Raw genomic sequence first — 24,283 nt, 5'->3', positions numbered from 1 at the left:
AGCGCCCCAAGCATCGAGGGCACGATCCGGACAAGACTGATTGATCATTCGTGAGAAAACGGATGCGCCGTGACGGACGCCTGAAAAGCAGTGGCACTGGGTATTCGCTTGACGCCACTGTTGATTACTTCAATGTAAGGAGTACGGAGTTGGTTTGAATGTAAATGAAATTATAAAGTCGGTAATTTGTTATATCGCTTCGCCAATTTTCGGCAAAACTATTTGCTGATGTGGGGTCACCAACATTCGCTTGACCGGCGCACCATGCAATCTATGGCTGGTTTGACAATTCATGCGCCCGCCTGATGAGGCGGCATAAGTGCGCAAGGATGTGTGCTCTTTGCTGTGAGGAATCAGCCCAAGTTCGGCCCTGACATATAAAAATATCCGTGAGGCTCCCTCATGCTCGCCATACCGTCCGATACCGCGCCTGAGGCACACATGCTGTCCCGGCTGAAAGACTCGGCGGCCCTGTACGAAACCCTCCATGTAGTCGTGACAGTCGAATTCTCAACAGAGACTTCCGTTATTCAGACTCTTGAGGGTCCGGTCGTCTGCAATCCCGGCGACGCCATAATCACAGGGGCAGCCGGCGAACGATGGCCGGTTTCAAAGGAGCGATTCGATGAAACGTATCACGCGCTCGAAGCAGGGGCTGCCGGCGCGCCAATGCGCTACAAGAAACGCCATCGACGCGTTCATGCCGTCCGCCTGAAGGAACCGCTTGAAGTGACATTGACGGGAGGGCGCGGCCTATTGCACGGGGAGCCCGGGGCATGGTGCGTCTGGTATGGACCGGAAGACGCCGCCATTGTGCGCCACGATATCTTTCTCACGACTTACCAGCTCGAAACCGTTCCCGTCTATGTCGAGATCTCGCGCAATCTTACGGATACCGAACGATTATCAGCCGAGTCGTCACTGAGGGATTTGAAGTCACTCATAAAGCATACCGAGCTGGTCGTGCTTGAAACCAGTGCGGACCAGGAGATGAATGAACCGAGAGTCTGGTTCAAGGTTGTAAGAGAAGCACCGGTGCAAGGGGAGAAGATAACCCCGACGTTGGAAATCTATTTGGCGCAGCTTTTGCCAGAAAACGGGCGGGGTAGCCTGCGGGCATTGCTGGAGCAGGCACTGCACAGTGAAACGTGGTGGGCATATACCCGGCAGGCTATCAAGCGTTTATTCGGCCGCGCGCGTGAAATCACCGAGCAGGAAGACGACATTTACATCATCGCTGACCAACTCGCTGCGATCGACCAGTTCAATAAATCACTCGTTCTGGCGCATGGTCAAACGACGAATTCCGGATTTCTCGAGCCTTGCCCGGGTGATCTGTCTCCGCCTGGTTCAGCGCGAATTCTGGAAGTCGGAATCATCGCAGACCGGAAGGCAAGCCAATATCAGACGCTCTGGCAGCGACTGGTTCTGGGTACGGCAAGGGAAATAGGCGAGGCGGGATCCAGATCGGAGGTTCACGCGCGGAGCCATCGAAAGGCCCCGTTTGCGATGCGGCCGGTGAACGTTGCGGCTGCTTACGGCAGACGCATATTGGCCTTTGTTCGATTACTCTGCCGGCCGAGTCTGACGGCATGCGGTTTATTGGCCGCACTTTTCCTTGTCGCCTTCACGGAGTTGTCCAGCGGCTGTGCGGAGGGCGATCCCTTCTCGTTGCTCGGTTGCCATGCCGGTGCATGGTCGTATCTGGCAGGTCCGATATTTTTTGGCTTTTACTCAGCCGTACTTGTCCTTGGGTGGATACGCTTTGCGACAGCGAGAAGCGGCAAATGGCAAGAACGGCACTTCGACCTGCGGCTCCTCGCGGAGTGTCTCCGTGCGCAATATGTGATGGCCGCGTTGGGCGAAGACCGGTGCGTCGCAGACTACCTTCCTTTAATGGATCATGCCGAGTCGAGCTGGGTGAGGCTTTCCCTGCGGTCCATATTTTTCGCCCAGGGCGTGGGTGATCAAGCGAGGAATGCCCGGGCCGAGGAATGGGCACTCGAAGCCTTTGTCCAAGATCAGCTCGGATATCACCGAACGAACCTGATTGCCCGGCGAAAGAAGGCTTTCCATACGCTTGAGGGCTGGGGGCAATTCGCATCAAGGATTTTCCTGCTCGCCATACTTGTTCTCGCGGCGGATCTGCTCGTGCAGCATGCGTCCGGACTTTCCAGACGGCTTCAGCCAGGGTCCGAACTACAGGGATTCCTCAGCCCCATGGCGCACCATCTGTTGGTCGTGGTCCAGATTCTCGCGTTGGCTGGGTGGGGCGGCATGCGCAAAGTCAATGAGACGTTCGGCTTCGAACAGGAGATTCACCGGGGCCTTCTGGTTCAGCACAAGTTGAAGGTCGCAGAAGAGCAATGCCGGGTAGATGCGCGTGCTGCGATTCTGCACGTGTGCAGGTATTTCATTCGCGATCAAGCTGCCTGGCACGCGCTTCACCGTAGCAAGCCAATCGATGTCGCAACGGGTAGCTGAACTGGCCGGGCGCGCGAGCGCCAGGGGAACCGCGAACGTTAAGCGCTGCAAGAAAAGTGAGTGACATTCGGAACATTCGGGACAAATGTGAATAAGCCAATTTTCGTCAGTTATAGAAGAACGAATGAAGCGAACATATCAGGGTTGGCTATTCGCTTGCGGGAGAGCTTCGGCGCTGAACATGTGTTCATTGATCAGATGGCGTTTCGGCCCGGCGATCATTTTCCCGATGGGCTGAAGCAGGCGATACAAGATGCGAAGGTAGTTATCGCGATCATTGGTCCGCATTGGGAAGAGGCGTTGGCGGGAAGAGCCGCGAAACATCAGGTCGACTTTGTTCTTGAAGAGTTACGCACGGCCCTTGAGGCAAATATCAGGATCATTCCGGTTATTGTCGGCCGTCCGGAAAACGCTATCAAGGCGCCGCTTCTTCCCGCTTCGCTCCAGGGACTATGTTCTCTGCATGTGGTGCATCTGCGCCAGTACAACTGCATGATCGAAGACGAAGCCAAGACGCAGAACCTGATGCGCGAGATCGGGATGATTCCCGGCGTCCCTCGTACGCGTTCGGGTAAGCCGATCCCTCGCTATGCGCCGACGCCCGGCCGGTACCCGGTGAGCTGGGAGGAAATCAAGCGCCTGGGTAGTGAGATATTTTCATGGTTATCCAGGGAAATAGAGAAAGGCGGGGAAAACCTGTCGATTTCCATTTGGGGTATTCCGGGAATGGGGAAGTCGACGCTGGTCGAGCATATTGCAAGCGATGACCGTATTTTCGAGTTTTATCCGGACGGTGTCCTCTTTTGCCGGGTCGGGAAAGATGCCACGGACCGGCAGGTCATCTTGAGTCTTGAGGAGTGGGCTCGAAAGGACAAACTCGATATTCCGCCGGCTGATATTGCCGACATGGAGAGGATCAAGGATACCGAAGTTCAGCTGCGGCAATGGCAGGAGATCATTTCGAGGGAGCTTGCGGGAAGAAAAATGCTTCTCGTCATTGACGACGTCTGGGATGAAGGCATTGGGCGTGCCCTGATGGTAGGGGGAAAGGACTGCGGGTATTTGTTCACGACGCGTCAAAGGCGCGTGGCCAACGATCTCGGCAATCTCGTCATACCGATGCCCAAGCTGACGGAAAAACAAAGTCTCGCTTTACTGAGAGAAATCGCGCCCGGTGCTTTTTTCGCCGGAAACTCCGGGGAGAGGGTGTTCGACCATATCAAGTCGGTTGTCCAGAAGGTCGATGGATTACCCCTGGCTTTGGTCCTGATCGGTTCGACGCTTAAAATAGAGAGTCAAAATGCAAATCCTGCTCGCCACATCGAACAGGCCTTGAATCTATTCGATCGGGCTACTGAGCGGTTGGCCAAAAGAATTCCTTCGCCCGGCTCGACTTTAAAGGAAATTACCCTTGCGGCAGTGATCAATGCGAGCTACCAGGCGCTGAACGAACGCCGTGCAAACGGCGCGACCCTGCAAAGGGCGCTTTGCCGGTTGACGGTTTTACGGCCCGATCCCGAATCATTTTCGCCGGAGCTGGCGGCGCAGGTCATCAGGGATTTGCAGGAAAGCGAGGCGCCGGACCAAAAGCCGATACTGGATCAGCTGACCGACTCCGGACTTGTCGGCTTCTCTTCGTACGATGCGCAGTCGGACCTCAACCGTCACGATGCGGATGTGTCGGAAAAGGAGCTTTACACGATCCATCGAACGATCTCGGATTGTGTCGCGCTGTATCTGAGTCCGGCTGAGAAACAATCTATCTATCAAAGCGCTGCTGAATACTTTGCTGAGCGGCTGACAACCATTGAAAAGAAATTCCAGGAAGAGGGTACGGATTTTAAAAGTTCATATCGTTATGAGAGTGCAGCGTGGCAGGATGCAATGGACAACTGGCGGTTCTATCTGATGATCCAAGGTGACTATAAAACCGCTGCCTTCAAATTTACTCACTCGTGGTTCTGCGCTTTCTGGTGGTGGGGCTGCTTCGACAACTTCCAGTTTTGCGATGAACTCGTGAGGGACTGGCCTACAGAGGGCTTCGCCAACTACGACGCCGAAAAGGACCAGCACGAGCTGATACAAATACTTTCCAGTTATCCTAAGGAAACCGGCGAAAGGCGCGTGGGCAAGAGTCCACGCTGGCATGCGGTCAGGAGAAGCCTGGAGCGCATTGGTCTCGCGCGTCAGCTTGGCGGCGACGTTTCGGATTTCAACAGTGAACAGCGAGAACTGCGCGGCTTGATGAGCATCTTTCTGGCGGAAACTTATCGCTATGGGGAAGACAATTTCCAAGCTGCGGAAGAGTTTTACAGAGATGCGGTTCTGATGTTTGAACCAACGGCTGGCGCGAGCCAGGTGTCGTGGAACAGACCCTGGGTTCGCTATCACCTGGCCGATTGCCTGTACGAAGCGGGACGCATGGACGATGCTGAACTAATCACCCTCGACGCTTACAAGCAGGGGCAGGAGCAAGGCGACCTGGAAATACAATCGCAGTTGCTCCGGCTGCAGGCGGATATTGCGGTGAGCAGAAATGACCTGGGCACCGCCATCGAGAAGTTCAACCGTTCAGTGGCCAATGCCTACGCATTTCAGGCATTCTCAGATGCAACGACCGAAAACGATCCGGACGGATACACGGTTCAGTTCTATCCGATGATCATAAAACGATGCAGCAACAGCCTTCTGCGTTTATATGCCATTGACCCTGCATCGGCTTTGACAATAGCCGGCGCGCTTCGGGCACGCTGGCAGCGTGAAAGCGATGGCGGAGAAGTTCGCGCGGCGTTGGATTCCGCCAATCCGGACAATCTTTCGGCCTGCCTGTTTGCCCCAATTTTTTCGATGGAGAACCTGGGCGACTCCGAAGCAAAAATCAAATACGCAAAGACTGTCAGGGACTACCTCGCGGCGGCGAACTTCCACTTCGAGAGATAACGCGGGTCACGTCCTATGTAATCAACCGGAGCCGTGAATGAACTGTTGCGGACCGCTCTTCAACCAGCGTCCTTACAAGACCCGGCTCTGGGCGCTGGTTGCGCGCGGACTGGTCACGGGGCCTTGTGCTTCTTCCCCCGGTATCCTCATCGCCCGGCGCGTTGATCTGTCTTCACCGAACGCATCGTCGATCCGTGGCCAGACCGATACCTCAGCCTCACAAGGATTGGCTGCGCTTCCAGGTCCAAAGAACGCTCCTGGTATTGCTATCGTCGGTGCGGGTCTGGCTGGCTTGAACGCGGCCTATCAACTTGGCAAGCGTGGCTTGGCTTCTACCGTATATGAGGCGTCAGAGCGCGTGGGCGGCAGAGTTCGATCAGATGCGCGTACTTTCGGTTCTGATGTCGTCACCGAGTCAGGCGGGGAATTTATCGACAGTACGCACAAGGACATGCTCGCCCTGACCAGGGAGTTGAGCCTGCCCCTGATCGACATGGTTTCGGCTTCGGAAGCGTCGCTTGCACCAGGCTACTACTTCGGTGGCCAGCATCGCACCGAGGCCGAAATCATCCTCGGCGTTCGAGACGTGTTGCCGCGAATCGCGGCCGACGTTGCAAGCTTGTCGAAACAGATGGGCTCAAGGCGCCATTCGGAGATCGATCGCCGGTTCGATTGCCTGCCGCTGTCGGAATACCTTGATGAAATCGGCATCTCGGGCTGGTTGAGGAGTCTGCTGGAGGTCGCTTATGCGACCGAGTACGGCCTCGATGTATCCGAACAGTCCAGTTTAAATTTCCTGTCCCTTTTCAATAGCGATGTCTCTCCCGGTTTCGAGATTTTCGGTGCAAGCGACCAGAGATTCAAGGTGGCTGGCGGCAACGAGCTGATCGCACAACGCTTGTCCGAGAGGATTTCAAGACCCGTCCATCTTGAACGCAGGCTTGTACAAATTCGCACACGTGGAGGGGGTTATCGGCTTGTTTTCGACGCGCCAGGGCGCACCGACGTGGTGGACGCCGACATCGTGGTCCTGACGCTACCTTTCACCCTGCTTCGTCTCGTCGATGTGGGAGACATAATGCCGCCGTCCAAACACGATGCCATCAGGAACATCGGCATGGGAACCAATGCCAAGCTGTTGCTTGAAACTCGCACGAGGTTGTGGCGCGACCAGGGAAGGGATGGAGATCTCTATGGCGACTTCCCGTTTCAGACGGGCTGGGACGCCAGCCGGTTGCGCAGCGGAACGACCGGGGTCTTCACGTTTTTCCTGGGTGGCCATGAGGGCGAGTCGGTCGGCAGAGAAAGCGTGGAGTCTCTGGCTGCTTCCGGGGCGCGGCAGCTCGACCCGGTGTTCCCTGGATTCAAGGCGAGCAGTACAGGCAATGCGACCCGTATTCACTGGCCGACAGAACCCTTTAGTCTCGGTTCATATACCTGTTTGCGCCCCGGGCAATGGACTACGATTGCCGATGCCGTGGGCCGCCGCGTCGGCAACCTGTTTTTTGCCGGTGAGCATTGCAGCCGGGAGTTCCAGGGGTTCATGAACGGAGCGGCCCAAAGCGGGCGCCATGCTGCGGAAGCTATCGTGAAAAGCCTGCTTTGAGCGCGTGCTCGCGGGCACCGGTAGCTTCTGCTAACCGGGGCTCACATAGGTATCGCCGACCATCAGGTGCACGATTTCATCGCCGTTCGTTTGCTGGACCTGCCGCTCGCCGGCCACCTCGCCGCGCCGCAGCACGACAATGCGATCGGCGATTGCAAAGATGTCGTGCAGATTGTGCGAGATCAGCAGCACGGAGACACCCTGGGCCTTCAACGCCGTGATCAACTCCATGACCTTGCGCTGCTCGGGCACGCCCAGCGCGGCGGTGGGCTCATCCATGATGAGAACCCGGGCGTTCCAGTAAATGGCCCGGCCAATCGCAATGGCCTGTCGCTGTCCGCCGGAGAGCATCTTCACCGGACCGCCGAGCTTGCGCTCGGGAATCACGATGTCGAGGCGCTCCAGCACCTCGCGCGCGACCTGCGCCATGCGCGGCCGGTCGATGACCTGGAAGCCCAGTTGCCGGCGTAGCGGTTCGCGTCCCAGGAAGATATTGCTGCCGACGTCCAGGTTGTCGGCCAGCGCAAGGTCCTGGTAGATCGTCTCGATCCCGCGGGCTCGAGCGTCCTGCGGATCGCGCAATTGCAGTGGCGCGCCGTCGAACAGCAGTTCGCCCTGGTCGGCCCGGTAGACGCCTGAAATGATCTTGATCAACGTCGACTTGCCCGCACCGTTGTCGCCGGCCAGCGCCAGCACTTCGCCCGGCAGCAACTGCAATGAAACGTGCTTGAGCGCCTCCACGCCGCCAAAGCGGATCGAGACGTCGCGTACCTCAAGGATGGGCGTGCTCATTGGGCGCCTCCGAGACGGTCCTTGTATTGATCGATCAGTACCGACAGGATGATGACGATGCCCACTACGATGAATTGCCAGAACGCGTTGACGTCGACGAACACCAGTCCGAACTGGATCACAGCGATGATCAGCGCGCCGATCAGCGTCCCGATCACGTTGCCGGTCCCACCGAACAGGCTCGCGCCACCGATCACCACGGCGGCGATCGAATCGAGCAACATGGGCTCACCGGCGTTGGCGGCGCCTGCGGCAAAACGCGCGGTATAGATGATCCCGCCGACCGCGGCGAACGCGGCGGCGATCAGATAGACCACCAGCAAGTGGCGTTTGACGTTGATGCCGGCCCGCACCGCGGACTGCGGATTTCCGCCGATCGCATAGGTGTACTGGCCGAAACGCGTCTTCGAGAGCAGCAGATGCATGATCACCAGCAACACTCCGGTCAGCACCACCGGCGTCCAGCCAGCGCCGAGCCACGCAAGACCCGCGTTGTCCACCGAGACGGTCATGCCGCTGCCGGCCGCGAGAAAGCCTGCACCGCGCGCCACGCCATACATGCCGAGCGTGCCGATAAAAGCCGGCACGCCAAGCCACGCGATCAGCACGCCGTTGACCAGCCCGGGAATCAGGCAAACCACAACCGTGAGCGGAATGGACACGATCAGGATCCACGGCGAGCCGCTGCCGAACAGCGTGAACTGCGCGACGCAGACGGCCGCCAGTCCCATCACGAAGCCCGCGGACAAGTCGATGCCGGCCGTGATGATCACGAAGGTCTGGCCGATGGCCAGCAGCAGCGGAGCGGCGGCGGCAAGACCAATCGATTGCAGGTTGTAGGCGTTAAAAAGAAACGACCGATGAGCCGAGATCTGCGCATACACCTCGAAAAAGGCGAGCAGGGCGGCCAGGAACAGCCACGGCCATAGCTTGGTAATCAGCGCGATCTTGTCGAGACGCGAGTTATCCATGGAGTTATCCGCGTTGTCATGAGCAGGACCCGCGTGCGCGGCCGCGCACGCGGTGGTGCCGGTCCATCACTTCAGCCGGCCTGCTTTAGCTAGTTCGAATAGATGTATTGCTGCATGTCGGGCTTGTCGATATTGGTTTTATCGAGAACCTCGAAACCCGTGCTCTTGAGGGTGGGAATTTTCTTGCCGTGAATGACGTCGGCGGCGAACTTGACGCCGTAGTAGCCGATTTCGTCCGGGCGCTGCGCAATCGCGATATCGACCAGGCCGCTCTTGATTTGCTTGTCGATACCAGGCACGGCATCGAATACAACGACCTTGACGATGCCCTGCTTGCCCGCCGCCTTGACGCCTTGGGCCGCGCCGCTGCCGGAGAAGGTGTTCGCGCCGAACACGCCGGCGAGATCTGGATTGCGCGCCAAGACCGCCGCTACGTGAGCAGCGGCCTGGTTGGCGTCGTCCTCGTTGTACAGCGTTTGCAGCACGGTGATGTTCGGGTGCTTCTTCATCTCCTCCGCGAAACCTTCAGCCCGCGCGTCCGTGCTCGATATACCCGGCTTGTTGTTCTCGCAATAGACCGTGCCCTTGTCGCCGATAGCTTTGGCAAGCGCGCGTGCTGCGACCCGGCCGCCTTCGAGATTGTCCGAAGCAATATACGAAAGCGGGAAATCCGCATCGCCCTTGCCCGTCTGATAATGTCCATCGCCGATATAGGTGTCGACGGTAATGACCTTGATGCCGGCGTCGGCGGCTTCCTTCAGCGGTCCAATCAGCTGTTGCTTGTCGACTGGCGAAATCAGCAATACGTCAGGATGCTTGGCGATAAACGCCTTGAGGATCGGCACTTGCTCACTGGTGTTCCACGCTTTGGGAACCTGGAACAGCAACTCGACGTTCTCTTCCTTGGCGGCCCGTTCCGCGCCGCGATGCATGGTGAAGTAGAACGGATCAACCACACCGGGCAGGAGTGCAACCACCGGATGGGCAGCATCCGCCCGTGCGGGTCCTGATAGCGAAAAAACGATGATTGTTGAGACGGCAACCATACAGCGGGAAACGAATCGCTTCATTTTGTCTTCCTCCAGTTTTGAGTCCGACTTGCGACGCCCGACTTGTTCTACACGCTCCATGGCGACTGCAATCGGCTGTTGGGCAGTATAGGCGTGAGCGCTGTCAGTGACCATTGGAATGAGAACGCTAGCGGCGGCGCAACCGATAGCACATCGACGGGGTATGGTGTTTAGTGATTTCGCGAAAATTCTGGCGATGCCTGCGGCGATCATCGCCACCAGGTTCTCGCTCGACGCGATGAACCGCATAAGGTGATGGCGTATCACGACGGTCACGTGCCTGATCTCGCCATTGCGGCACATGGACCCGGTGGGCACCCGGGCGAGCGTCCTGGCGGCACGCAGATGAACCACGCTGCGCTCGCGCGTGTTCGGGCGTTGGAGCCCCAAAATTCGATCCTGTCTGATACATAAAAATATCGTACGAACCTATTTGCCGACGTGAACCCTTTCACCTGATCGCCGCGAATAGTGTGTAGCAATTTGATAATTGTCAAATGCGTAATCGGGGGCTTGCATGATATTACGCAGTCTTAAAGTAATCATCTGCATTGCGAATGAAGCGCACACTCTCCGAGTGAATGACGATGGCACCGGTCTCGCGCCTGTCGGATTCTTCGCTTGCTTCGTTGGGGGTCTTTCGTTGCGATGCAGATGACACTTGCGCGCTGCGGTTAGCCGTCTGCATGATGATCCCGTGGCTATCAAGCCCGAAGAAGTGAATGAAAGGTGACGTGAAATGATCAGGAAGTTGCTCATTGCCGGCGGCAGTTGCGTGGTCCTCGGGTATTTAGTCCTCGCTGCCTATGCGAATTTCCACGACAGGAACTATGCCAGGCAGTCCGCGTCCCTGGCAGCCCATTCGGTGGAGAGCGGTCGGATTCGCGTGTTGCTGGATGAGAAAGCCTGTTACTACTGCCACTCTACCCAGGCCACGCTGCCGGGTTACTCACGTTTGCCAGGCATGAAGCAGTTGTCCAGTTACGACGTCCGCACCGGGCAGAAGAATTTCCGGATCGATCCCGTATTCGCGGCGCTTCGGGACGGGACGCCCGTGCCTGAAGCGGATCTCGCGAAGCTCGAAGCGGTCGCGAAAGAAGGCACCATGCCACCCAGACTCTTCCGCTCGGTGCACTGGAGCGCGAGCCTCTCCGACGCTGACCGGCAAGTGCTGCAGGACTGGATTGCGAAGGAACGCGACATGTACTACGCCACTCCCGGTGTTGCAGCCGAGTTCCAGAACGAGCCCGTGCAGCCGCTGCCAACGTCGATTCCAGTCGATTCCCGCAAAGTGGAGTTGGGCATGCAGCTGTTCCATGATCCCAGGCTGTCCTCGGACAACACCGTGTCCTGCGCAAGCTGTCATTCGTTGTCGGCGGGGGGCGATGGCCGTAAAACGTCGCTCGGCGTGGGCGGGAAGGTGGGGCCAATCAACGCGCCGACCGTTTTCAATGCAGCGCTGAATGACACGCAGTTTTGGGACGGCCGCGCTGCCACGTTGCAGGATCAGGCCGGCGGTCCGCCGCTTAACCCGGGTGAGATGGCGTCTACGTCCTGGGAGTAAATCATCGGCAAGCTGCAAAAGGACTCCTCCTTCACCGAAGCCTTCAGCAAGGTGTATCCAGAGGGTTACTCGGGTGCCAACATTACCGATTCAATTGCCGAATTCGAAAAAACCCTGCTGACTCCGAGCCGCTTCGATGCTTATCGGAGGGGAAACAAAACAGCATTGACCATCGAGGAACTGCATGGTTACAAGCTGTTCAAGGCAAACCGCTGCTTTACCTGTCACGTCGGTCAGAATCTCGGCGGTCAGTCGTTTGAGCGATGGAATTGAAGGGCCATTATTTTGGAGACCGCGGTGACAGTGTGACCGCAGCGGACCATGGTCGCGCGAACGTCACGAAAGACGAGCATGACCGTTATCGATTCAAGGTGCCGACCCTGCGCAATGCCGAACTGACCGCACCGTATTTCCACGATGGCGGTACTGCCGATCTCCATCAGGCGGTTCGTACCATGCTGAAGTATCAGGTCGGCAAGGAGTTGCCCGATGCGGATGTCGATGCGCTCGTCGCATTCCTGAAATCGCTGACCGGGACTTACACACCGTTGAGCGGCAGCGAGAAGGGGGATGTGCCGGCGCGTGCGCACAACCCGTCTTGAGCGATTGAGCCGCTGCCTGCGAAACAGCGGCGCTCATCCTGTTTGCCGTCATTCGCAGGCGCTTGGCGGGGGCGCAGAAGTTGACTGTCGCCGCCGCCGGAAAAGCCAACTATTGCAGCGGCTTGTGAGCGTCCGTGGACGACGACAAAATCCTCTCCACATACCGCGCAATCAAATCGATCTCCAGATTGACCTTCGCGCCGGCCTTCAAATGCCGCAACGTCGTCACTTCCACCGTATGCGGAATCAGGTTGATCGAAAACTCGCAGCCATCGGGCCGGTCGTTCACGGTATTCACCGTCAGGCTCACACCGTTCACCGTCACGGAACCCTTATAAGCCAGGTACTTGCCGATATCGCGCGACGCGAGGATCCGCAGTTCATGCGACTCGCCGACCGGGGCGAAATGCGTCACTTCACCAAGACCATCAACGTGTCCCGACACCAGATGCCCGCCCAGCCGGTCATGCGCACGCAAGGCCTTTTCCAGGTTCACATCGCTGGGTTCGGACAAGCCTGCCGTCTTGCTAAGGCTTTCACGCGATACATCGACGGCAAAAGAGCCGGCGGACTTCTCGATCACCGTCATGCACGCACCCTGGATGGAGATGCTGTCGCCAAGCTCCACGTCCGCGAGATCGAGCCCGCCGGACGCCACCGTGAGACGAACACCGGTGTCAGTATCGTTGGCTGAACCCAGCGGCGTAACGGCTTCAATGCGGCCGACCGCCGCGACAATTCCTGTGAACATCGTGGAGCTTCCTTAGGTTGTGCGTGTTGTGTTGTGCGTCAGATGACCGGTTTAGCGTCCGTGGGCACATCGGTCTTCACCACCGCAAAGCGCGCCAGGATGCGCAGGTCATCGCCCAGCCGGTCAATGCGGTGAAACCGCAGATGCGGCCGGGCATCGAGTGTATCGGGCGGCGTGAAGTCGAACATGCCCGGCGCGCTGCCCAGCAAACTCGGCGCGAGATAGACCAGCAGTTCGTCGACACACCCCTCGCGCAGCAGCGAACCATTGAGCTTGTGGCCCGCTTCCACGTGCAATTCGTTGATACCGCGATCGGCGAGGATACCCAGCATGGCAGGCAGATCGACCTTGCCGTGCTCGTTCGTCAACGACGTGAACTCGATACCGCGTTCTCGCAGCGCATCGGCCTTTGCAAGGTCGGGCTCAGCGCCGCAAAACACCCACGGCGGCGCGCCTTCCAAAATCCGGGCGGTGAGCGGCACGTCCAGGCGGCTATCGATCAGCACGCGTTGCGGCTGACGCGGCGTCTCCACTGCGCGCACGGTGAGTTGCGGATCGTCCTCCCGCACCGTGCCAATGCCCGTCAGGATCGCGCATGCGCGCGCACGCCATGCGTGACCGTCGGCTCGCGCCGCTTCGCCGGTGATCCACTGGCTTTCGCCGCTCGGTAACCCGGTGCGGCCGTCCAGCGTGGCCGCGACTTTCATGCGTACCCACGGACGGCGGCGCGTCATGCGCGACACGAAGCCGATGTTCATCTCGTACGCTTCATTGGCCAGCAGGCCGCAGCGCACATCAATACCCGCATCGCGGAGAATCGACAGTCCGCGCCCGGACACCGCCGGATTCGGATCTTCCATTGCTGCGATCACCTTGGCGACGCGCGCGTCGATCAGCGCATGCACGCACGGCGGCGTGCGGCCGAAATGGCTGCACGGCTCCAGCGTGACGTAGGCGGTGGCACCCCGCGGATCGTGGCCGCGCGCCCGCGCGTCTTTCAACGCGCGAATCTCGGCGTGGTCCTGACCGGCCGGCTGTGTAAAACCTTCGCCGATCACATCGCCGTCTTTCACCAGCACGCAGCCGACGCGCGGATTCGGCGTCGTCGTGTACATGCCGCGGGCGGCCAGCGCCAGCGCGCGCTCCATGTGCGAGAAATCGGTCTGCGAGAACATGGCGGCGGCTCTAGGCGGCAACGCGGGCGAACGCGCCGCGGGCGGCGTCGAGCGTCGCGTTGATGACGGCGTCGTCATGGGCCATCGATACAAACCCCGCCTCATACGCTGATGGCGCGAAGTACACGCCGGCATCGAGCATTTCGTGGAAAAACGCGTTGAAGCGCTTCGTGTCGCCCTGCGTGACTTCGGCGAAGCTTCCCGGCACATTCGCGGCGAAATACAAGCCGAACATGCCGCCGATAGTGTCCGCCGAGAACGGCACCCTGGCTTCTTTGGCAACGGCCGCGAGGCCGTCGGCGAGACGGCGCGTTTGCTTGGTGAGTGTTTCGTAGAAACCCGGCGCCTGGATCAGTTGCAGCGTTTTCAACCCGGCCGCGACCGCGATCGGATTACCCGACAACGTGCCCGCCTGGTACACGCCGCCAAGCGGCGCGAGATGCGCCATGATGTCCCGGCGTCCGCCGAACGCCGCCGCCGGCATGCCGCCGCCGATCACCTTGCCCAGGCACGTCAGGTCCGGCTTGATGCCATAGACCTGCTGCGCGCCGCCCAGCGCCACGCGAAAGCCGCACATCACTTCATCGAAAATCAGTACCGAGCCGTACTCGTCGCAACGTGCACGGAGCGCTTGCAGGAATTCGGGCGTGGCCTTCACGAGGTTCATGTTGCCGGCCACAGGCTCCACGATCACCGACGCGATTTCCGCACCGAACGCGGCAAACGCTTCGTCAAGCTGCTCGACGTTGTTGTATTCGAGCACGGTGGTGTGCTTGGCGATATCGACGGGAACGCCTGCCGACGTGGGGTTGCCGAACGTCAGCAGACCGGAACCCGCCTTCACCAGCAGGCTGTCGGCGTGACCGTGATAGCAACCCTCGAACTTTATGATCCGGTCCCGCTTCGTGAAGCCGCGCGCGAGGCGCAGCGCGCTCATGGTCGCTTCCGTGCCGCTGGACACCATGCGAACCTGTTCTATCGACGGCACCAGCTTGCAGATTTCCTCCGCGATCTCGATCTCGGATTCCGTCGGCGCGCCAAACGAAAACCCGTTCGCGAGCACACGCTGCACGGCTTCGAGCACTTCGGGATGAACGTGACCGAGGATCATTGGCCCCCAGGAACCGATGTAGTCGATGTACTGCTTGCCGTCGGCGTCCCAGAAATACGGACCTTGCGCACGTTCGATGAACCGCGGCGTGCCGCCGACCGAGCGAAACGCGCGCACCGGCGAGTTCACGCCGCCGGGAATGGTTTTCTGGGCGCGTTCGAAGAGAGCTTCATTTCTGGACATGACGGGGCCTGCGCTGAATGACGGGTTCGGCTGGAGAGGGCTGCGGCCGCTGGCAACGATCAAGCCTGGATCGGCGCCGGGATTGGATTCGGCGGGATCCGGCGGGATCCGGCGGGGTCCGGAGGCCGCCCGCGGCTGCAGGAAATCAAGGTGAAATTGTACCGGAGTCGCCTGGCTTCGGCCCGCGACGCTCCGTCCCGGCGCCGCGTACGAAAGGACAGCCGCGAGGCTTGTGAAAGCGGGGCGCGTACAATGCACACTGTTTTAAGGCTTTGTTTAAGCCGTTCGCCTGCACGCCGGACGTGGCCGTTGCGAGGTTTTTCGCATTCGTATGCGGGTTCGTTTCGCTACCCGTCGCTTGGCCGCCATCGGCCGCCAGTCCCGGAAACCGCGCCTTTTCCTCAAGCTTCCTTTCGCCTCTCATGCCCGAAATCATCAAGCGCCGTGCCGACCGCCGACTGATCCTGTTGCTCGGCGCGCTGGCGGCGTGCGGCCCGCTTTCCATCGACATGTATCTGCCGAGCCTTCCGGCGCTCGCCGTGTCGTTCGGCACGACCGCCGCCGCCGCGCAGATCACGCTGACCAGTTTCATGCTGGGCTTTTCGCTCGGCATGCTGGTGTACGGTCCGCTCTCCGACGCCTACGGCCGCCGGCCAGTGCTGCTCGGCGGCATTGTGCTGTACACGCTCGCGAGCGTGGGCTGCGCGCTGTCGTTTTCTATCGATTCGCTGGTTATCCTGCGCTTCCTGCAGGCGCTCGGCGCGGGCTCGGCGTCGGTGCTGGCGAGGGCGATTGCACGCGACGCCCACGCACCATCGGACGCGGCCCGCGTGCTCTCGATGCTTGCCATTGTCACGTCGATCGGACCGTTGCTCGCGCCGTTGATAGGCGGGCAGTTGCTGCTGCTTGGGGGCTGGCGCGCGGTGTTCGTCACGTTGACGGTGTTCGGCACGATCTGCGCGGTGACCACTTATCTGCGGGTGCCGGAGACCTGGCCGCGTGAAAAACGGGCGACGTCAGCGCTTGGCCGATCGTTCGCCGCGTACGGACGTCTGCTCACCGATCCCGTCACGTGGGGCCACACGCTTTGCGGCGGCATGGCGTTCGCGTCCATGTTCGCGTACATCACCGCGACGCCGTTTGTGTATATCGACTACTTTCATGTGAAGCCGCAGCATTACGGGTTTTTCTTCGGGCTGAACATTATCGGGATCATCGGCTGGAACGTCGTCAACACGCGGCTGGTCGGGCAGCTGGGATCGCTGAAACTGATTTCGATCGCGTCGTTTGTCAGCGTGATCGCAGCGCTCGCAACAGCGTTCGTGTGTATCACCGGTTTTGGGGGCTTGTGGTCGATCGTCGGCTGTCTGTTCTTCGTGGTCGGCGTAGTCGGTTTGTTATCGGCGAATTGCACGACCGACCTGATGCATCGATACCCGCACAACGCAGGCGCCGCCGCCGCTGTGTTCGGCGCGGTGCAGCTGGCGCTCGGCGCGCTGGCGAGTGTCGCGGTCGGGATGTTCCACGACGGCACGCCGCAAGGGATGGGGATCGTGATCGGGGTGACGGGCGTGCTGACTTTCGTTGGCCGCACGCTGGTGCTGCGCTGGCACGGCACGCCGGTGCGGGCGAGCAGGGTGGGGTGATGGATCGGCGCCCGGTTCCCGTGAACACGGTTCGTTCACGGGAACCGGGCGCGTTGCCGCCTTCTCAGCCGCGTGTCACTTGTCTCCCACCATCTGCTGCAAGAACGTGAACGCGGTCGCTTCCACGCGGGCGATGCTTTCTGCCTCCACGCCGGCCCCGTGCCCGCCGTCGCGGTTCTCCAGATACCATACGCGTTCGTGCCCCTGCGCCTGCATCCTCGCGGCCATCTTGCGAGCGTGGCCGGGATGCACGCGGTCATCGGTCGCCGACGACGTGAACAGCGCCGGCGGATAAGCCGCATCGGCCTTGACGTTCTGATACGGCGAGTATGTCATCAGGAAGCGCAGGTCCTGGGCATCGGCGGGGTCGCCGTATTCATCGATCCACGACGCGCCTTGCAGCAGCAAGTGAAAACGCGCCATGTCGAGCAATGGCACTTCGGACAGCACCGCGCAGAACAACGCCGGGCGCTGGACCAGCATCACGCCGGTCAGCAAGCCGCCATTGCTGCCGCCACGAATGGCGAGTTGTTTCGATGTCGTCACGCCCGACGCCACCAGCGCTTCCGCAACCGCGATGAAGTCATCGAAGGCGACCTGGCGTTTCTCGCGCTGCGCCGCCTGATGCCACTCCGGTCCGAATTCGCCACCGCCACGAATGTTCGCGACTGCGTACAATCCACCGCTTTCGAGCCACGCGATTCCCGTTGTTGCGTCGTAATGCGGGTCGAGCGCGACTTCGAAACCGCCATAACCGTAGAGCAGGCAGGGCGCGGTTTCATGACCCTTGACGTTCGCTTCACGGCCGATCAGCCAGTAGGGGATGGCGACGCCATCGGTTGATATCGCGTGACGACGCTCGGCAATGAGGCCGGTGGCGTCGAATTGAGCCGGAAGGCGGGCGAGCAGTTGCCATTCGTTTTCCGGTTGCGCGAAATCGGCGTAGTACAGCGACGGCGGCGTGAGGAAATGCTCGACGTGAACGAGCACGGTATCGTCACGTTCGCTGTCGATGGAATCCACATACGACTGGCTGGCAGCCGGCAGCGCGAACTGACGGCGGGTCCATTCGCCTTCGAAGCCGGCCGGCGGGGCGAGCAGTTCCACGCGCGGCGAACCATCGTCCATCTGCGATACAACCAGCCAGTGCTTCGTGAAGTCGATATCGGCGAGAACGGTTCGCCCTGACGGCGTGAACAGCACGGTGAAATTGCGCGCGCCTTTCAGGAAGGCGTCGCGACGGATGACGAGCAGCGCACCGCTCGCGTAGGTTGCATCGCCGGCGTCGTAGGATTCCCGCGGCGTGACAAACAGCCAGCCGTTCCAATGCTCCAGTTCCGCGTGCAGCGGCACATCGTATTGCTGCCATTCGCCGGTGGCTTCATCCAGCCAGTATTGCAGCGTGTCGAAGAACGAGGTCGCGCGTGACGCAAGATGCAGCTTTTCGAGCTGATCGTAGTCCACGCCCGCCGAGACATCGCGGCGCTTGCCTTCGAAGACCACGGGGGCGTCGGCCAGCTTCGTGCCGCGCTTCCATTTGCGCGCCTGACGCGGAAAACCGGATGTGGTCAGCGCGGGCTTCTTGCTGTGCGCGCTGTCGTCCCAGCCCACATACACCGTGTCGCGATCGATCCACGAAATGCCGTGCTTGCCCACATCGGGAAGCGTGAAGCCGTCTTCCACAAAGCGCTGCGATTCGATGTCGAACTCGCGGACCATGCATGCGTCCGAGCCGCCCGGCGACAAGCTCACCAACGCCCGGTCCCAGGTCGGGTAGAGCATGTCGAAGTCATGCAGCGCCCAGCGGATACCGTCTTTGGCGGCGCGCGTGTTCAAGTCGATCTGGTCGACATCCAGGATGGTTTGCCATTCGGGCGTGCCGGCGAGCCACGATGACCACGGAGTGCGTCTGACGATTCCAAGCGGATGCGTTTCGTCTTGCCACGTGTTGTAGCCCCAGTCGTTGTAGCGAGAGCACGAGACGATCCGTTCCTGCGAGGTGTATGCGGTTTTCAGGCGCGCGGTCAGCGCATCGGTTTGCGGCGTTTTACCGAAAGCCGTCGTTGTCCGGGCGTTTTGCGCGTCGACCCAGTCGTCGACACGGGCGTCGTCGAGCGCTTCCAGTTCAATAAACGCATCCTCGGGGCTGGACTTTTGCGGCGCGGATGTCCACGCAAGGTCGGGGTGTTTGGCGAGGAAGCTTTGGGTCATGTCGGGAGAGTGTGCACAGCGGCAAACGCCGCAAGGCGCCGCCGCCGATATTGTCGGTGAACAGGGATTGTGCCTGTTCGACGCGCAGGACGTGCATTAATGCCGGGGACCCGGGGCCTTAACGCGATTTCGGCAACTTCGATCACATCAATTTTCAGGTTCGCTGCGTGCCAGTTCTTGCGCGCGCAATCGCGCGGGGCAAGCAATTCTTATTCGATAGCCGCAAAAGAGGCACGACGATACGGAGGTTCCCGATTCCAGGACATCTGATCGATCCCGCCTGCAAGAATCAGATTACAAGATTCAATTCGGACGCGCACTTCATTGAGAGTTTCTGAATAAAAAATACGGGCTGACCACGTGGCCGTTGCAGTTCATGGACTTGCAATGCGTGAATTGAACTCGAATCGGTATGCCAATAAAACGCGTGGTACGCAAAGCGAGTCCAACTACACGCAAAGCAAACAAAATCACTTCTTTGAGATAAGATGATTTTGAGAGAAATGCTTTTATTCGGAATGCGAAGATATTTTATATCTGCAAGCCATTTTGTTAGAGATGGCGGGCTGCTTATCAATTGCACGGGGAGTTGATCTATACAGCAGTGCGATCTCCGGCATCGCGCTTGATTCAAACGGCTGCTCGTAGCCGCTCTTCCCTTGTCAATGCGTTGTTTCATTGCCGTGACGTGATATCCGCGAAAAGCGAACCAATGCCGTGAGCCCCCGTGATCTCCGTAATAACAATCGTTCGTGCGTATGCAATTCAATCCGGGGTAACGTTGAGTTTCGTTGAATGCCGGTATCGACGTTATGAGGGATCGTAAATGCCAAATGCCATTGAGGCCGCTTGATGAAATGGGGTGATCGTGAGTTGAACGGTGTCGCGCATAACGAAACAGAATCCATAGCGAGGCGGTAAATGAGCCGAATTCGTCATGCCGCGCCGGACTGGGCGCTTGATTCCGTGCAAATGGCTGCAGTGTTTGCCCAATTGCATTTCGGTTATAGAAACCGACGAACCGTGAGCGGCGGTCCTTGCAGCTGCCTGACACCCATTAGCGCCGGCATTCTATTGATCAGCATTGCCGCGATCATGAGTCAGGCACACGCGCAAACCATTGCACTCCCCAGCGCTACCAGCACGGTTACCCTGCAATCCCTGAGTCCGGGTTCGACCACTTTCGATGCGTCGGTGGGCACGATGATCAACGCATCGACGGGCGATGGTGTCGACGGCAACAACGCGCAGAACTGGGTTTTCACCAACCACGGTTCGATAACCGGCGCGTCTTTGGGTATCTCGTTGTCGTCGGCTACGCTCAACGGCCTCACCTTGGACAATTTTTCCTCCATTCAATGCAAAACCGCGCAGGGTGTCCTGCTGACGAATGGCGGTCAACTGACCAATCATGCGGGCGCCACCATTGCTGGCGCACTGGATGCCGTTTCGGTTATTGGCGCCGGATCTTCAGTCAGCAATGATGGCTTTGTTACAACGGGCAGCAACTCTTCCGCCGGGGTGTACTTCGCTGCCGGCGGCAGCTTTACACAAAGCGCAGCTGGCACGGTCGGCACGAATGGGGGCACCGGCTACGGAGTTGTCTTCAATACCGGTGGTGTCGCCGGTACCAACGCCGGCATGGTTTATGGCGCATCGGCCACGTATGCATTCTGGGCCCGGGGTGCTGCAACGGGCACTTTCAGCAACAGCGGCACGTTCAGCGCGGGTACGGGCGCCGTGCTCGCAAGCAACGGCGTTACCCTGACCAACACCGGCACCATCACCGGTACGGGCGGCACAGCGGTTTCTCTCACAGGCAGCGGTAACACGCTGGTACTTGGAACAGGATCAGCGCTCAACGGCAGTGTCGCCAGTACCGGCACAAACAATGTGCTGACGTTGCAAGGATCGGGCAGCGCGGACAACCGCAGGTGTCGAACCGCATAAAACGAAAGGGCTGCGTTTTCGCAGCCCTTCGTTCAGCCGGCCGAGACCTGTTAAGCCAGCCGTTCTTCCGTCTTCGAATCGAACAATACGGCCTTCGATACATCGAACAACAGCGTCATGTTCGTCAGCGGCTGCGGGTTGCTCGCCGGGTGTACGCGGCTCACCACGCGCTTGCCGTTCACCTGCGTGAACACGAGCGTATCCGGACCCGTAGGTTCGATCACATCGATCTTCACTTCGATCGGCTGCAACCGTGCGTCTTCCACGTTATGCGCACTGCGCGCATCGGTGATCCGCTCCGGACGAAGTCCAAGAATCACGTTCTGACCAATCTTGCCGCGCACTGAAGCGGCATCGAACGGCAGGTTCAACACGGTACGCGACACGCCCGTGTCAATCTCGAGCCCGATACCCGAGCCGGCCTCGACCAGCTTTCCATCGATGAAATTCATTGGCGGCGCGCCAATAAATCCCGCCACGAACAAGTTCGCCGGCGAGTCATAGATATCCTGCGGCGCGCCGAACTGCTGCACCACGCCGTCCTTCATCACCGCGATCCGGTCGCCCAGCGTCATGGCTTCAATCTGATCGTGCGTCACATACACAATCGTCGTGCCCAGGCGCTGATGCAGCAGCTTGATTTCCGAGCGCATTTCGATCCGCAGCTTCGCGTCCAGGTTCGACAACGGCTCGTCGAACAGGAACATCACCGGGTCGCGAGCAAGCGCACGGCCCATGGCCACGCGCTGACGCTGACCGCCCGACAACTGGCCCGGCTTGCGGTCGAGCAAATGCTGGATCTGCAATGTGTCCGACACGCGCGTGACGATTGCCTGCTGTTCGTCCTTCGGCACCTTGCGGATGTTCAGGCCGAACGAGATGTTTTCGCGCACGGTCATGGACGGATACAGCGCGTACGACTGGAACACCATCGCAATGTCGCGATCCTTCGGCGAGAGGTTGTTCACCGTCTTGCCGTCGATCATGATGTCGCCCTTGGTGACCGTTTCCAGCCCGGCGATCATATTGAGCAGCGTCGACTTGCCGCAGCCCGAACCGCCCACGAGGATCAGGAACTGACCGTCCTCGATGTCGATGTTCACGCCCTTCAGAACGGGAACGCCGTTCGCATAAGTCTTGTACACGTCACGGATTGAAAGGCTTGCCATGCTATGAATCCTTTAATGTCTCTGCGCGGAATGTCATCGCGCACATCAGTTGATCTTCTACCGCGAGCGCCGTTCAGCAACTGAAGGCGCCGCGCGGGAATTCAGCCCCCGAATTCAGCCCTTCACCGCGCCTGCAGTCAGGCCGCGCACGAAGAACCGGCCGGCGACCATGTAGACGAGGAGGGTGGGCAGGGCGGCAATGATTGCGGCAGCCATGTCGACGTTGTATTCCTTCACGCCCGTCGATGTGTTGACCAGGTTGTTCAGGGCGACGGTGATCGGCATTGAATCGACGCCGGAGAACACGATACCGAACAGGAAGTCGTTCCAGATCTGCGTGAATTGCCAGATCAAGCACACCATGAAAATGGGCAACGATACCGGCAGCAGGATCTTCGTGAAGATGGTGAAGAAACCCGCACCGTCAATCCGCGCCGCCTTCACGAGTTCCGCCGGAATGCTCACGTAGAAGTTGCGGAAGAACATGGTGGTGAACGCAATACCGTAGACCACGTGCACAAGCACAAGACCGGTCGTGGTGTTGGCGAGTCCCAGCATGCCTTGCAAACGCGCCATCGGCAAAAGGATGGCCTGGAACGGGATGAAGCAGCCGACCAGCAGCATGGTGAACACGGCGTCGGCGCCGCGGAAGCGCCAGTGCGTGAGCACATAGCCGTTGAATGCGCCGATGATCGACGAGAGCAGCACGGCCGGGATCACCATGCGCACGGAGTTCATGAAGAACGGTTCCATGCCGTCGCAGCGCACGCCGGTACACGACTGCGACCACGCCTTGACCCAGGGCGCGAACGTGAAGTGCGTCGGAGGAGTGAGCAAGTTGCCGGTGCGCAACTGGTCGAGGTCCTTGAAGGACGTCGAGAGCATCACGTAGATCGGGAACAGGAAATACAGGGCAAACAGGATCAGTGCCGCATAGATGACGGCGCGGCTGATCGTCATCTTAGATTCCATTGCGCGTGCTCCTCGATTCCAGGTACATGAGCGGCACCAGCACGGCGACGACGGTGGCGAGCATCATCATCGACGAAGCGGCGCCCAGGCCCAGTTGCCCGCGATTGAACGAAAACGTGTACATGAACATGGCCGGCAGCGACGACGACGTGCCCGGACCGCCCGCGGTCAACGCAACCACGAGGTCGAACGTCTTGATGGTGATGTGGCAGAGGATCAACAGCACGGAGAAGAACACCGGCCGCATGCTCGGGATCACGATACTGCGATAGATCCTCGGCAAGGATGCGCCGTCCATCTGCGCGGCCTTGAAGATTTCCGCGTCCACGCCGCGCAAACCGGCGAGGAACAAGGCCATCACGAAACCCGTGGATTGCCATACGGCCGCGATCACGACGCAGAAGATTGCCTTGTCCGGGTTACCGAGCCAGTCGAACGAAAAGCTTGTCCAGCCCCAGTCGTGGAAGATCTTTTCCAGCCCGAGGCCCGGATTCAGGATCCATTGCCACGCGGTACCCGTTACGATGAACGACAGCGCCATCGGATACAGGAAAATCGCACGCAATGCGCCTTCGTTGCGGATCTTTTGATCGAGCAGGATGGCGAGGAACAGCCCGAGTCCAACGCAGATCGCGATGAACGGAATGCCGAACCAGCCAAGGTTCGCCGCGGACGTCCACCAGACGTCGTTTGAGAACAGCTCGGTGTAGCGCTGGAAGCCGGTGAATTCATAGCGCGGCATCAATCGCGAATTCGTCAGCGAAAGCCAGCCGGTGATCAGGATAAAGCCGTACACGAACACCAGTGCAATCAGCACGCTTGGTGCGAGTACGAGCTTCGGAATGTATGTATCGGCAAGCGCCGCCAGAGGCGACGTGCGGCGGGGCGGGGTGCGCGACGTCTTGCTCGCGATACCGCTAGGGGAGGCAGCCACTTCTCGACTCCTGAAAATTTGCCGGCAAGAGTCTCAGGCCGGAACAGGTATACAGCAGTTTTTACGCCAACTCATGCTTGGGATTTGCCCGGGCGCGCGGCCGGTTGAAAAAACCGCGCGCCCGGTGTTGCCGAATCAAACGCTTACTTCGC

16 protein-coding genes and 1 pseudogene are annotated in these 24,283 nt (G+C 59.6%); 7 read left to right on the top strand and 10 right to left on the bottom strand.

Annotated features, from left to right (window positions below; genetic code table 11):
- Positions 1-402: 402 nt before the first annotated feature.
- Genes ABH944_RS14180 through ABH944_RS14170 form a run of 3 tightly spaced genes read left to right on the top strand, consistent with a single transcriptional unit; the run spans position 403 to position 7,030 of the window.
- Entirely contained in the window at positions 403-2,484 is a 2,082-nt protein-coding gene (locus tag ABH944_RS14180; RefSeq protein WP_404607162.1) for a PGDYG domain-containing protein, read from the top strand.
- A gap of 60 nt (positions 2,485-2,544) precedes the next feature.
- Positions 2,545-5,424: a toll/interleukin-1 receptor domain-containing protein gene (locus tag ABH944_RS14175; protein ID WP_404607161.1), complete on the top strand. Its 2,880-nt coding sequence runs from the start codon at positions 2,545-2,547 to the stop codon at positions 5,422-5,424.
- A 37-nt stretch (positions 5,425-5,461) separates the two neighbouring features.
- Complete coding sequence (locus tag ABH944_RS14170; protein WP_404607159.1) at positions 5,462-7,030, top strand: flavin monoamine oxidase family protein; 1,569 nt, start codon at positions 5,462-5,464, stop codon at positions 7,028-7,030.
- Positions 7,031-7,060: 30 nt separating this feature from the next.
- Here the strand turns inward: ABH944_RS14170 and ABH944_RS14165 are convergent, their stop codons facing one another.
- From ABH944_RS14165 to ABH944_RS14155, 3 genes are all read right to left on the bottom strand, one after another.
- Positions 7,061-7,822, bottom strand: coding sequence for an ATP-binding cassette domain-containing protein (locus ABH944_RS14165; protein ID WP_404607157.1), 762 nt, complete (start codon positions 7,820-7,822; stop codon positions 7,061-7,063).
- Positions 7,819-8,793, bottom strand: a complete 975-nt coding sequence (locus ABH944_RS14160) for an ABC transporter permease subunit (protein WP_404607155.1) — start codon at positions 8,791-8,793, stop codon at positions 7,819-7,821. Before ABH944_RS14160 ends, ABH944_RS14165 begins: the two co-directional genes overlap by 4 nt.
- A gap of 89 nt (positions 8,794-8,882) precedes the next feature.
- Positions 8,883-9,863 (bottom strand): ABC transporter substrate-binding protein, encoded by a 981-nt coding sequence (locus ABH944_RS14155; protein WP_404607153.1) that lies wholly within the window; start codon positions 9,861-9,863, stop codon positions 8,883-8,885.
- Positions 9,864-10,602: 739 nt separating this feature from the next.
- Between ABH944_RS14155 and ABH944_RS14150 the strand changes: the two are divergent.
- Positions 10,603-11,700 (top strand): annotated as a pseudogene (locus ABH944_RS14150) (cytochrome c peroxidase).
- Between the two features lie 32 nt (positions 11,701-11,732).
- Positions 11,733-12,029 (top strand): cytochrome-c peroxidase, encoded by a 297-nt coding sequence (locus ABH944_RS14145; protein ID WP_404607152.1) that lies wholly within the window; start codon positions 11,733-11,735, stop codon positions 12,027-12,029.
- A 109-nt stretch (positions 12,030-12,138) separates the two neighbouring features.
- Here ABH944_RS14145 and ABH944_RS14140 read toward each other — a convergent pair whose 3' ends face one another.
- From ABH944_RS14140 to hemL, 3 genes are read right to left on the bottom strand one after another with little or no spacing between them, the layout of a single operon-like run.
- Positions 12,139-12,780 carry a riboflavin synthase gene (locus ABH944_RS14140; RefSeq protein ID WP_404607150.1) on the bottom strand — a complete coding sequence of 214 codons (642 nt, stop codon included), beginning with the start codon at positions 12,778-12,780 and terminating at the stop codon, positions 12,139-12,141.
- Positions 12,781-12,818: 38 nt separating this feature from the next.
- Entirely contained in the window at positions 12,819-13,955 is a 1,137-nt protein-coding gene (gene ribD, locus ABH944_RS14135) for a bifunctional diaminohydroxyphosphoribosylaminopyrimidine deaminase/5-amino-6-(5-phosphoribosylamino)uracil reductase RibD (RefSeq protein ID WP_404607148.1), read from the bottom strand.
- A 10-nt stretch (positions 13,956-13,965) separates the two neighbouring features.
- Entirely contained in the window at positions 13,966-15,249 is a 1,284-nt protein-coding gene (gene hemL / locus ABH944_RS14130; RefSeq protein WP_404607146.1) for a glutamate-1-semialdehyde 2,1-aminomutase, read from the bottom strand.
- Between the two features lie 422 nt (positions 15,250-15,671).
- Here hemL and ABH944_RS14125 point away from each other — a divergent pair, with 422 nt between their 5' ends.
- Positions 15,672-16,895: a Bcr/CflA family multidrug efflux MFS transporter gene (locus ABH944_RS14125; protein ID WP_404607144.1), complete on the top strand. Its 1,224-nt coding sequence runs from the start codon at positions 15,672-15,674 to the stop codon at positions 16,893-16,895.
- A gap of 75 nt (positions 16,896-16,970) precedes the next feature.
- On the opposite strand, the gene ABH944_RS14120 is transcribed toward ABH944_RS14125, so the two are convergent.
- On the bottom strand, positions 16,971-19,106 hold the full coding sequence (locus ABH944_RS14120; RefSeq protein WP_404607143.1) for a prolyl oligopeptidase family serine peptidase: 2,136 nt from the start codon (positions 19,104-19,106) through the stop codon (positions 16,971-16,973).
- 921 nt (positions 19,107-20,027) lie between these two features.
- Between ABH944_RS14120 and ABH944_RS14115 the strand changes: the two genes are divergently transcribed.
- A complete protein-coding gene (locus tag ABH944_RS14115) occupies positions 20,028-21,056 on the top strand; it encodes a hypothetical protein (RefSeq protein ID WP_404607142.1) in 1,029 nt (342 codons plus the stop codon).
- A gap of 50 nt (positions 21,057-21,106) precedes the next feature.
- On the opposite strand, the gene ABH944_RS14110 is transcribed toward ABH944_RS14115, so the two are convergent.
- The 3 genes from ABH944_RS14110 to ABH944_RS14100 all read right to left on the bottom strand — a co-directional run bounded on the left by ABH944_RS14110 (position 21,107) and on the right by ABH944_RS14100 (position 24,110).
- Positions 21,107-22,225, bottom strand: a complete 1,119-nt coding sequence (locus ABH944_RS14110; RefSeq protein ID WP_404607140.1) for an ABC transporter ATP-binding protein — start codon at positions 22,223-22,225, stop codon at positions 21,107-21,109.
- Positions 22,226-22,339: 114 nt separating this feature from the next.
- On the bottom strand, positions 22,340-23,197 hold the full coding sequence (locus tag ABH944_RS14105) for a carbohydrate ABC transporter permease (RefSeq protein WP_062087516.1): 858 nt from the start codon (positions 23,195-23,197) through the stop codon (positions 22,340-22,342).
- Entirely contained in the window at positions 23,187-24,110 is a 924-nt protein-coding gene (locus tag ABH944_RS14100; RefSeq protein WP_306427183.1) for a carbohydrate ABC transporter permease, read from the bottom strand. Before ABH944_RS14100 ends, ABH944_RS14105 begins: the two co-directional genes overlap by 11 nt.
- Positions 24,111-24,283: the final 173 nt, after the last annotated feature.

It is taken from the genome of Caballeronia udeis, from assembly GCF_044909315.1.
Lineage (GTDB): Bacteria > Pseudomonadota > Gammaproteobacteria > Burkholderiales > Burkholderiaceae > Caballeronia > Caballeronia udeis_A.
Note: the sequence above shows the minus strand (reverse complement) of the source record. Positions and strands in the feature narration are given on the sequence as shown.